The organism is Aneurinibacillus thermoaerophilus, from assembly GCF_019603355.1.
GTDB lineage: Bacteria > Bacillota > Bacilli > Aneurinibacillales > Aneurinibacillaceae > Aneurinibacillus > Aneurinibacillus thermoaerophilus.
Genome location: NZ_CP080764.1, coordinates 1,306,925 through 1,318,668, shown reverse-complemented (window position 1 = coordinate 1,318,668; position 11,744 = coordinate 1,306,925). Strand labels below are relative to the sequence as shown.

Here is an 11,744-nt window from a genome sequence, read left to right as displayed (position 1 = left end):
CCATTTACTTGATTCCTCCCGCTTTATTAGGTACTGCATCCGCTTCTCCCATGTCATTATTGAGTGCTTGGCCATTAGGAGTAGCATCTGAACCCGCTAAGCCGGCCTTTGGAATCGGATTTAGCTTTTCCTCGGCTTTCATTATCTTCCGTTCTATGCTTAGAACTTTTTCGAGCATGTCAATCTCCTGATAAACCTCCTGGGCCATAGTATAGGACTCAATGGCTTTCTCAAAATCCTGTGAGGAATAGCTCTTATCCCCTTTTTTTTCTAACTTTTCGCCATCCAGCTGCTTTTTTTCCTTTTCCAGATTGGATATTTTTTCCTCAACTTCATCCAATTTTGCTTTTATCTCTTTTTCCCCATTAGCAAAGGAAACTGCAATTGCCGCTTTCCTTGCTTTTTGATATGTATTCTTTGCTCCTTGGTAATCTTGTCTTTCAAATTTCATATCCCCATCTTTCTTCAAATTTAAGACTTGGATAAAAGATTGAGATTTATGTATTTTCTCCTCTAATTCTTTCATGTTAAAATCTTTACGACCTTGCATTTCTTTTTGCGCCTTCTCATACTTGCTTACCGCTTTCGCGTAATCGCCTTCCTTAAAGGAAGCGTCCCCATCTGTGATAAGCTGTGTTATCCTTTGTTTCTTACCGAGCAACTGAGCATGTATCTTATCTTTAATCTTTATAGCTGCATTCCGTGCTTCGCTGTATTCTTTTAAGGCTTTCGCATAATCCCCGTCCTGCACGAAAATATCCCCATTTTTCTCATGCTCGAACATACTGGCAACTGCTTCTGCTTTTTTCTTCGTGTTCTGTATCTTATATACGATCGCTCCTCCCCCAACTAATGCAAGAAGCAACAGTGCTAATGAGATTCTTTTTATTACTCTTATTTTTTTTGTGGGATCTTCTTGATAGGTCTTGTTTACAAAAATTGCGACTGCGGTATAATTATTTACTATCTTTTTCTGTTTACTCAAAAGAACGTCTTCCAGAATGTCAACCAATTCCGAAGGTTCTTTTACCTCTTCCATTGCATCCAGCATTTCGATGCCACTTACCCCCTCCCATAACCCGGAGGTACACAGCACCATCACATCTCCGTCTATCAATTGATACTTTTTCGATACAAAAGGTTCAAAATCATGGGGTTTTCCCATATAGTTCAGCAGGTTGTTTCTTTCTTCATGCTCTTCAATTTCATCTTCCGGTATCTTCTCTTCATCTGCCATCATTTGCGCAAGACTCTGATCCTTGCTTTTAAAATTGAGTCTCCCGTTCCTAAAATGGTACAGCCTCGTGTTGCCTGCAACGGCCCAAATCATTTTTGAATAATCCGTTACTACCATTAGCAGACTCGCTTTAAGCCTTACCCTTCTGCTCTCATCTTGCAACAATCTGTGAGCTTCCTGTATGTATTTTTTTATTCTCATTCTGGACATCGTAGGATTATTCATAAAATTCCCCAATATGCTTTTGACTGCCATTTCAGCACTTTCTACTTCCCTATCCGAATCGAGTCCGTGTGCTATCACCCAGCAGGCCATATCGTCAAGTTCCGTAAATGCAAAATAGTCTTTGTTATTTATGAAAGTACCTGCTTCAGATAGGAATGCTGTTTTAAACTCGCTGTTGTCCTTTCTCATTCGTACACTCCACTCCTCCTTTTCATTCAGAATTTTATCTGCAACCCCGAATTCTACCAGCCATTTTCTAGTATGATAACTGTTGCATTATCCTGGTTCCTCAGTCTTTTATATTCCACAGCTTCAATTATTTCCTGAGCAGCATCATAAGGAGAAATGTTCTTGGAAAGAATTTTTTCTAATTCTATTTCTGTTACACTGTTGTAAACCCCATCACTGCACAAAATCACCTTATCACCTTTATGTAATGGAATAGGTGCTTTACAAATTTCTATATTCTTAAAACCTTCATAGCCCAAGTAATTAATTAATCTCTTTCTCATCGGATGATCCAGTACATCATCTTTTGTAACTTCTCCCGCAAGATAGCGCTCCTCCAGCAAAGACTCCAAAATATGCTTTTGATTTATATTGATAAACTCACCATCTCTAAAAATCATGATGATGCTATCTCCTACAGCTCCCCAGTAAAGGTAGCCATCGGATATGACAGCAGCAACGAGTGTTGTTCCCCCCCTTGTTCCTTTGAAGTTCCGCAGAATCTCTGTATTGCTCAAACGGGAAGCTTTCGTAAAAAAAAGGGGGATGTTTTTTGTATTATTTAATTTTAAAAACTCCTGTATAAATGTAGTCACAGCAATGGTGCTTGCTACCCTTCCATTTGCAAGCCCACTGATTCCATCAGCCAGTACTGCTATCGTTCCGTTCGCGGTCGTTGCCGTCGAGAAGTAATCATCCTGCTCCTCCCGCCTTCCTATGGTTTGCCCATTGCCAATCAGGATATTCGGCTTTGCATCCCTATTCAGCAAAAGCCGTCTTACATAAAATAAAAGAAGAAGAGATATGATAAATGCCAGTACTATCAGGTAAGGTAGCAATTGCTGTTCTTCCATGATGATCATCATTCCTTGCCCGCCGCATTGCTTTCCCATTCAAAATGAGAGCCACATAAAGGAATAAATATAAATTTACTTCTGCCCAGTTGTATCACATCATATGCGGTTAATTCTACAGGCGAATACACTGCTTCATTATTATGATAGGCAAGTCCTGACGCATCACCGGGCAACAGAAAAAAGTTCCTCTTTTTGGGGTCGTATACGATAACAGCATGGTTACGCCTAGAGATCGTATTATCTCCGATAATTCGTATGTGCATTTCTTCAGATCTTCCAATAAAATTCTTTTCTGCCATAATCCTATAATCCTGACCAATTTGAGGTCCTTCTATACATACTAACCACCCAGTTACAGGCTCGATTCCCTCTACTTCCCCCAAATATGGCATTGTCTTCTCATCTTCACCCATTGCCACCATTTTTCTATTTTCACTCTTTAGGACTGGCTCTATCACAATGTTGCAATAAGGGCATGTGCTGCCGTGTTTTCTTGTACTAAACATATGTCCATTTTTGCATCTTGCCAGACTCATACCATTTATTCCTCCGTTTATTTTGAATCAAACGATGTATTCTTATTTGAACAATATCCGTGTGTTCGCTATGTATATAATGTCACCTGAATCAATCCTATACGGTGTTTGATTCTCCAATCTTCTCTTTGTACTTTTGTTAGCTTTTTTTACTCCAATTCCATTTTTAGAATCAATATCCTCAATGTACCAATTTCCTGCAGCATAGTTCAGCACAGCATGTTGTTTGCTGATCAGCGACGCATATTCAGCATCAGATAAATCGATGTCAACCTCGTTTTGGCTTGAATTTTTACCAATTAGCAAAGAGGTTTCCCCCTGTATATACCATTCCTTTACACTTTCCCCCTCTTCATCCAAAAGAACAAGTCTTGTAATTCCTTTTTTTTCCTCATGTTGAACTGTAAAAACTCGGTATTTTTTTATCACATACCTTATCGTAACAATTAAAAGAAGAAGACTAACACCTATTTTTAAGCTGGTATTCATATTCAACCCATACACATATATAAGGGCAGCTACTGCTATTACTACAATCAAAATATCTACAATATTTATCCAGAAGGAGCTTTCCGTTTCATTTGAATTCCTTATGTATCGTTTAAAAAAATTCGCTACACCCCTCACATCCATTCCCCCGTTTGATAATTAATGCTAACTTTAAAGTAATCAAATTTAAATGATGATTATTTTTTGTTTACTCGGAAATACCTTTCAAAAAATTTTGTTATATTAATAGAATGTTTATTTGTATTTTTTATACTCTTATTTTTCAATGTCATTTCCTTAGTTTTTGGGTTAAAACCAAAAAAACGTTCAAAATTTTTTTCCATATCCTTTATATCAAACCACTGATCCCCTCCATGTTCTCGGTGAACTTCTGCTTTTTTATCAGAGTCTTGTTTTCCATTCGATTTTTCTTCCTTTACACCGTTCATTTTGGCATCATAGGTCTTTCTTAATGACTCGTCATACAGAATACGATATGCTTCATTAATTTCTTTAAAGAGTTTCTCGGACTCACTACTTCCAGAATTCACATCAGGATGATATCGCTTCGCCAGTTTTCTATACGCCTTTTTTATTTCCTCCCGGGAAGCATTTCTTTCAATCCCTAGTATTTCGTAATAATTTTTCATTTTCTTCATCCTTGCTACCCTTTTTTACCAACCATACTTTTCAAAGGAATTCCCAGGTGTATTTTCCTCTATTAGAAAAGTTTACTTTTATGGTTAGAGGTGTGCTTTTAAAAACACACCTCTAACATTTTCGCTGCTATTTCCTGGAAATTTGATATCCTTAAAAGCACATCATATAATTAAACGCTATATCCACCTTCAATTGTTGTTTTCTCCGTCTTATCTTTTTTCTGCTTAATTAAAAGATTAAATACACCTACACCTTCTGTATCTCCAAATCTTTCAGAATAATCTACCACAAATGCATTAGGGAAATGAATTTTCCGCACAACCTGGTCTGCAGCGATTACTTCCAAAGTAACCTTTCTGTAACAATCAGCCTTTTCAGCCGGTATCAGAGACCACAGTGCTAGCTTCATCGTGTCATCAGCATTATCTCCATCTGTCGCTGTGATGATTTTTCCTGTTATCTGGAGAGTAGCGCCTACATCTGTAGACCTTGCATTCGAATCATTGGGAGTATCTGTCTCATAAGTTACAGTCATGATGTTATCCATACCTAGTTCAATTGTTTCGGCTCCCTCTACTCTGAGTTTAAATCCCATCGAAGTAACCTCCTCATTATTAAATATTGCTCTCGAAAACTTGATGTGCTTTCGAGGTTTATGTTTAAAGGTGTACTTTTGAAAACACACCTCTAACATCCTTATTATTTTCCTAAATAAATACTTCATCTGGATTCTCTACAAGTTCGTTAACAAAATCGCTTTATGAATATAGCACCAGCTTTTTATGCTTTGGCTGCGCTCGTTGCTTTAGTTATTGTGACCTCAAGGTTCTTCACATTTCCATTAAACACAAGATCGATATGACACAAATTGTTTTTGTCATCAATGATATAGTTTATGTCGTCTCCATCCTGGATAATGGAGTTAATGAACCCCCGCGTACCAAGCCATTTGCTCTTCTGACTGCTCGGATTATTACTGAAAAATTTTATAATGTTATCATGTTTAAAATCGTTAGTCTGGAATCGGAGAATCCTTTCTATATAAGTGCTTACAAGCGTTTTATAGATCGAATCAAATCCATCCTCTGCCATTGCGAGGCTTCTCGCTTTATAAACAGTAATTCTTTTTATATCTTTTCCTTCTAGTTGTGCATTCTCAGAAGAGAAAACAAAACCAAAATTTTTTCTATTAATCGAGTCCTTGATATTATTTGTGAATCCCGATATTTCCTTGGCCATCGTTGTCACGGCTCTGAGGCCGTTATCCCCAGCTTCTATGTCAAATCGTACTCCAGGATATTCCCTGCTTACATTCTTAAAGTATTCTCTCAAATATTCCGGACACTGGTATGCCGCTACAATGCCAGCGGCCACATAACTGGCACCTACATAGACACCCTCAATCCACAGCTTAAGGATGTCTTCCTTCTCATGTGAGATCTTCACTCCATCTTCGGTTTTCAACATCTTACTATCAATAACAACCCCGGATTTATCTTTTGGAATAATCGTAAAGTTAGGAAGGCATGGAATAGCAAATTCACTGTATTCTTTTCTCACCAGTACCTGGCATTTATCTATGTACTTATCAATGCCGGAAGTAGCCATATTGTTAAAAGTGGTTTCTTCTCCCGTCACAAAACTAAAAAATATCTGTACTTTAAAATCTTTAACTGCATGAAGCAACATCGCCAAAGATTCCATCGTATTGCCGTCTTGTTTTACAATTTTTTTATTTCCCTTGAATCTCTCTCTACTTACTTTGGAATTTCCCGATGACTCTAATTCTACGGAAGGAACTATACCAAACCATACGGTATCCGAAAAATCATTCTTTGAGTTTACCGTATTTAGATACGTTTCCAGCCTCATTATGTTGGTACTCTTAACCATCATATCAAGCTTATTATTCGTAATCAGAAGCGAAGGCTGCATCCCCTTATTTTTTGTAGCATATTGGTCAAAAAACATTTTCACACCTAAAATCTTTTCCACTAAAGGCTTGACCGTTTTCACAAAGTCATCTTTTGCATTCTTGTAAAATTCAAGGTAAGTATTGTAGTTCTGCACTTCTGTTTCAATATCAATTTCAGTCTGAACTGCAGGTAATGGGCAAAAGGTGCGTACAACAAGGTCTCTCACATAAGAAGAAGGAGTTTCAGTGACAGAATCATAGTCTTCTTCAAAAATGGCGGCCAGTCCATTGGTATTCTCATCAATTACCATAAGTTCCATGCTATCGCTTTTAGGAGCTTCAATGATTTTTAACTCACCGTTGTCACCGATAGTGAGCATACCAACCTGTATATCTTCAGATTTATTTTCTTCCTGAGCCCCTCCAAGCAAAAGTCTTGTCTTAATATCATCAATAGCAAGTGGCAGCATGGCCATAACATTGTTATAGTTTCTACTTGCATCTTCGAACAAATGATTTAACTTGTCTCCAAGATCAAGCTTTTTAGGATCTCCTTCGTCTAATTCCTCATACTTACTGTATAAATAGTGAATTTCTTTTCTCACCTGTCGGATATCATCCATAACTTTTTTCGGAGATATCATGTCCAGTAGGTTTTCAAACTTAAAGTCTACATTGGTTATCCCCTGTATTCTCTTCGTATCAATCAATGTAAATAACATTTTTAAAAAATCATTATTCTGATCGATATGAATTTCAGATATACAATCTTCTGCGATACCTTCTGGCTTTTTCAATGTATACATTACTTTTTGGTTAGCTGCATTGTAGAAGGAGTATACCTTGGGTGAAAACTTATCCAAAAATTCGTCAAAACTTCTTACAACTAAATGCTGGTTAATCTCCTTGATTTTGTCATCACTCAAACTATCAATCCCTTTTACATCTCCTACGAGAGTAATAAGGTCAAGCTTCTCTGGATTAATTTCCTCAAACAGTATCGTTCTATTGGTCTGATGAATAATATCCATAATCTTCAGCCATAAAAATTTATAAGTGATTTCCATAAACAGACAAGCCGCTTTGGACTTTATGTATCCAAGACTTGTACAGCTAGCTACTATAAAGAATTTTTCATAGTACAACCCTCGTCAACTTATAAATTTTTATAGCCTCCTCCTTTCTATGTTTTTAGTGAATAACATAGTAAAAAAAAACTTTTTTTAACAATCCACATATACGAGTAGCCATATTTAAAGTATGACTTATCAGCATCGACAAAAATAAATACCTTTATTTTGTAATATATATAATAAAAAACTTTTATTTAAAAATATGGAATGCACTTCTAGCATATAAATTAAACCTTTTTTTGGTATCGTGTCAATATAAAAAATAACAGTATAATTCTACTATTGTTTTATGCTATTTTTCCTATTATTTGATCTATCTTTTAAAGCTCTCTTTATATCTTGATCAAACATGTATATACTAGTATAGGAAATATTTCCATTTTAAAGATTAACTATAAATACCCATTTTATATTTTTTACCTAAAAAGGATAATTACACCTTATATATTCGGTATAATTTCCCCGTCTATTAATACCTAAAAAACATTTTTATTTACAAAATTTATAAAATATCCGTTTATCATATTTCTTATTATTTCCGATTGAGATTTTGTTAAAAAAATTAACATGTGGGTAGAAAACAGAAACAACTCGCGGCGTTTCTAATCTGATTTGCCATCTACGTCACGCCCTTCATAAAAAAAGGAAGGCTGGTGTACGCCTTGCAAATGTTTCTTCCTATAAACATGAGGATATTTAGGAGGATTCGAACTAAAAATAACCAGACTTTCCCAAAATAAGAAACAGAATTTTCTATACAAAAAGAACGAAAGGAAAAAGAAGCGCGATTCATCCCCCACCTATGCTAATGCTTAGAGGCGGGGGATCTTGTGCGATTCTGGATGAATTGGGATTGATGTATTGTTTGTTTTGAACCACCTTATACATTCATAAACTTTTTGATTCTCCGAAGGAGATGTTCTAGATAAAAAGCAATTTTAAAAAGTTTCAGTGAGTAGCATCTCTTTTTATAATTTACTGAAAGCCCCCACATAATCACGCTTGATAGCAGAGGCGTCACGTCCCTATTATAATGCCTTACATTTTTTATCCTATCCTCGATCAATCTTTCAGACACATCCAGAGGGGCCCTTCCGCTCAAATAATAGTATAATGTAGCCGCAAGACTATAAATATCCGAATATCTCCCTAACTTCGACTTTTCTGAATAAAATTCTAAAGGTGAAAAACCAGGGGTCGTAAATATTTTATGTTTGGGATCATTTTTATAATAAATAGCGGAGCCAAAATCAATAAGTATAGGCTGTCCGTCTGTACTGATAAGAATATTTTCAGGCTTTATGTCCCTGTGAATAATTCCTTTCTTATGTATAAAATCCAACGCATCCATCAAAGGAAGCAAGGTCTTATTAAAAAAGGCTGTCATAGAAACTTCTTTTTCTTCTATATATCTGTCAAGCGTTTTCCCTGGGTAATATTCCATAACAATATAGCCTGTCCCGTTCTCTTCAAAGTGATCAATATATCTAACTATGTTTTTATGACATAATTCTTTTATTATAGTAGCTTCATTAAAAAAAGACTCCATCAGTTCGTAATACTTCCCTTTAGAAGAGGGAAGCCGACATAAAACAGTTTTATCATCCAAATCTCGCAATACTAATGCTTTTGGAAAATACTCTTTAATAATTTGAATATCCCCACTCTTTGCATGACGACCAGTATAGACAATCGACAGTTCACTACAAGAAATAACGTTTTTTATTCTGTATGTATTCTTTAATAAGGTGTTCTTTTTAAGACAGATGTCACGGGTGGCTAATTCCACAGATTCCCCCTCCATTTACATATTTTACTTTTATTGTATATTATTCTAGTTCTGTTATCCAACGCAAGCAAGACAAAAAATCTGCCGCTTCTTTGTTATCAATTAAGATTATGTTGCATCCGTATTGTTATTGTAGGAATACCAGATGTTGATTTCGTACGTTCCGCTCACCTCTACTATTTCACCTACCTTATCCGCCCGGTACGTATGGTTAATAACCCAAGCACCTAAGATAGTGACCATTTTGTGGGATGGGGTAACGGTATGAGTGGCTTCGGAAAATTTTCGTCCCCGGCCACAGACGGCTTTCGTGACGATTTCCCGACGCTGCTTCTCTTTATTTGTACTCGACATGTTGTTACCTCCTCCATACAACGTTTCCCTACATGTGTATGCAGGGCAACCATCACGGGTGCAACCATATCCATTTCTTTCACACCTCATCCATGCCACCCTGATCAGCATCATGACTGATAATCCATAAGTATGCAGGGCAAGCGTCTTGGGTGAAAAGATTAATATCATACCATTCTTCCAAAGAAAGCATATCTTTATCTTTTTTGAATCGTTGTCTAAAAGGATTAGTATGAAAAAAAGGCTTGACTGCATAAGTGAAAATATTGAGCATGTATTATATGCATGGCAGGAAATCTCCAGTATTATTCAGGAGTCTTCCACTGCTTCTGAGGTGGCTACCGCCGCACAGCAACAGTCGGCTACGATTGAAGAAATGGCGGCCGGTGCTGAAGAAACGACGATTCTTTCAAACGAATTAAAAGCAGAGCTTGGAAAGTTTACACTGAAGTGAAAGTTTGTTCATTATTTTTTCCACGTCACGTGTCACAAAAACCACGCGAGCGGTTTCTATAAAGTGAACGGACGAGAAAGGAGGGAAAAAATGGAGGTTCGAGCAACCTTGATAAAAAAGCAAACTTCTTCGGCTGCGTCCGATAATTTCAAAGACCTGTTCAAAGCCTACTATCCTTACGTTGTGTGGCAAATTATGCGCATCATAAAGGATCAATCTCAAGCAGAGGACATCGCACAAGAAGTATTCCTTCAGCTTTATCACACAGATCGCACTGTCATTCAAAACATTCCAGCCTGGCTAACCAAAGCCGCCATATATGCTGCCTATAACAGCTTACGCTCAGAAAAGCGACGCACTGCGCGAGATAAAAAGCAAAATATCGAAGCAGAAACGTATAGTCCTTCTTCGGAAGAAAAATGGTTTCAACAAGAAGAAATTGCATCTGTACGACAGGTACTCATGAATATGGAAGAACGTGAGCGTACTCTTCTCCTTATGAAATATTCTGGCTTTACCTATAAAGAACTAGCACAGGCTGTCAACGTGGAACAATCATCTGTCGGCACATTGCTCGCGCGGGCTAAAACAAAATTTCGCAACATGTACAAACATATAAGGGGGTATGCTGAATGAAATGTCCGGATATCGGGTTTATTCAGGCTTACATAGACGGAGAAATAAACCGTGATATGCGCAAAGCATTCTCTGCCCATCTGGAGCATTGTCCAAATTGCCGCACCTCGCTGGAACAGGCAAAAAAACTAGAACAATGGGCAGAAACGGCAATACAAGAGGCTTTTACCGAGCCAAAGCTTTCCCATCTCTCCATTGACACAGATGCAGCCTGGGAACGCTTTGAACAGCGTTTGCAACACGAACTTAAACCTGTAAAAACCAAACGAAAAGGATGGATAAACATGAAGAAACCATACAAAAAACTCATGGCAGGTACAGCTGCTGCTGCTGTGCTTCTTGGCTCTCTGGCTATCCCACAAGTACAAGTGGCTGCAAGCCAGTTCCTCTCCATTTTCCGCATGGATAAAGTAGAAATGATTAAGCTGACCCAATCCGATTTACAAGAGATCGAAAGATGGGTCGCGGGAAATGAAAAAGGAATGAAAGAGATTAAAGGGATCGGTAAAATATGGGTAGGAGAACAAAATGGAGACCGTGGAACACGTACTTTTGAAAAGAGAGAGGATGCTATAAAGGCAGGTTACGCGCTCCCTGCAATACCGGAAGGATACAAAACGGAAAACATTTTTGTGTCTCCAAGCTTTACACTGCACATGCAACTGGATACGAAGAAAACAAATGCCTTGCTGCATCAGTTGAAAGCCAATGTAGAATTTGACGAAAAACTGGACAACAAACCATTCTCACTGACAGTACCGGAAGCCGTTCATATAGAATTGGTGCCTGCGAATGCTGACACGAAAAAAGCACACCCGTCTGCACACATTTCATATATGGAAAGTGGTGCTCCGCAAATACAAGTACCAAAGGATGTAGACTTGAACCAGCTTCGTGAAACCGTTCTGTCCTTGCCATTCATCCCGCAGAACGTAAAACAGCAGCTCGCAAGCATCCAGGACTGGCAGCGTACTCTGCCTATTCCGTATATTATAGATGAAAAACACCAAACACGCGAAGTAACCGTGCAAGGTGCAAAGGGGATCATATATGAAGCGGAAAACCAGACATTCCTTATCTGGCAAAAAGACGGTAAACTTCATTACATGAACGCATATGACAGCAAGAACGAAACGCATACAGATGCCTTACTCTCACTGGCAAATCAAATGAAGTAAAGTAAGTAGCAAAGAGCGGCTCCTGTAACAAGGAGGTGCTCTCTTTGTGCGTT

General features: G+C 37.7%; 12 protein-coding genes. 3 read left to right on the top strand and 9 right to left on the bottom strand.

Annotated features, from left to right (window positions below; translation table 11 throughout):
- Positions 1–4: 4 nt before the first annotated feature.
- From K3F53_RS07045 to cotE, 9 genes are all read right to left on the bottom strand, one after another.
- A complete protein-coding gene (locus K3F53_RS07045; protein ID WP_091260509.1) occupies positions 5–1,651 on the bottom strand; it encodes a PP2C family protein-serine/threonine phosphatase in 1,647 nt (548 codons plus the stop codon).
- A gap of 53 nt (positions 1,652–1,704) precedes the next feature.
- Complete coding sequence (locus tag K3F53_RS07040; protein WP_057899215.1) at positions 1,705–2,556, bottom strand: PP2C family protein-serine/threonine phosphatase; 852 nt, start codon at positions 2,554–2,556, stop codon at positions 1,705–1,707.
- Positions 2,553–3,083: an FHA domain-containing protein gene (locus K3F53_RS07035; RefSeq protein WP_057899216.1), complete on the bottom strand. Its 531-nt coding sequence runs from the start codon at positions 3,081–3,083 to the stop codon at positions 2,553–2,555. Before K3F53_RS07035 ends, K3F53_RS07040 begins: the two co-directional genes overlap by 4 nt.
- Positions 3,084–3,125: 42 nt before the next feature.
- Positions 3,126–3,716, bottom strand: coding sequence for an FHA domain-containing protein (locus K3F53_RS07030; RefSeq protein ID WP_057899217.1), 591 nt, complete (start codon positions 3,714–3,716; stop codon positions 3,126–3,128).
- A 53-nt stretch (positions 3,717–3,769) separates the two neighbouring features.
- Positions 3,770–4,222 carry a J domain-containing protein gene (locus K3F53_RS07025; protein ID WP_091260511.1) on the bottom strand — a complete coding sequence of 151 codons (453 nt, stop codon included), beginning with the start codon at positions 4,220–4,222 and terminating at the stop codon, positions 3,770–3,772.
- A gap of 179 nt (positions 4,223–4,401) precedes the next feature.
- On the bottom strand, positions 4,402–4,827 hold the full coding sequence (locus K3F53_RS07020; RefSeq protein ID WP_091260513.1) for a membrane-associated protease 1: 426 nt from the start codon (positions 4,825–4,827) through the stop codon (positions 4,402–4,404).
- Positions 4,828–5,012: 185 nt separating this feature from the next.
- Entirely contained in the window at positions 5,013–7,178 is a 2,166-nt protein-coding gene (locus tag K3F53_RS07015; protein WP_057900357.1) for a hypothetical protein, read from the bottom strand.
- Positions 7,179–8,160: 982 nt separating this feature from the next.
- Positions 8,161–9,069, bottom strand: coding sequence for a serine/threonine protein kinase (locus tag K3F53_RS07010; protein ID WP_236781877.1), 909 nt, complete (start codon positions 9,067–9,069; stop codon positions 8,161–8,163).
- A 108-nt stretch (positions 9,070–9,177) separates the two neighbouring features.
- Positions 9,178–9,423 carry an outer spore coat protein CotE gene (gene cotE, locus K3F53_RS07005; protein ID WP_057899221.1) on the bottom strand — a complete coding sequence of 82 codons (246 nt, stop codon included), beginning with the start codon at positions 9,421–9,423 and terminating at the stop codon, positions 9,178–9,180.
- 232 nt (positions 9,424–9,655) lie between these two features.
- On the opposite strand from cotE, the gene K3F53_RS07000 reads away from it, so the two are divergent.
- From K3F53_RS07000 to K3F53_RS06990, 3 genes are all read left to right on the top strand, one after another.
- Positions 9,656–9,877 (top strand): hypothetical protein, encoded by a 222-nt coding sequence (locus K3F53_RS07000; RefSeq protein ID WP_057899222.1) that lies wholly within the window; start codon positions 9,656–9,658, stop codon positions 9,875–9,877.
- Positions 9,878–9,967: 90 nt separating this feature from the next.
- A complete protein-coding gene (locus K3F53_RS06995) occupies positions 9,968–10,513 on the top strand; it encodes an RNA polymerase sigma factor SigX (protein WP_057899223.1) in 546 nt (181 codons plus the stop codon).
- Positions 10,510–11,691, top strand: a complete 1,182-nt coding sequence (locus K3F53_RS06990) for an anti-sigma factor family protein (RefSeq protein WP_220559919.1) — start codon at positions 10,510–10,512, stop codon at positions 11,689–11,691. The genes K3F53_RS06995 and K3F53_RS06990 overlap by 4 nt, the downstream gene beginning before the upstream one ends.
- The last annotated feature ends 53 nt before the right edge of the window (positions 11,692–11,744 follow it).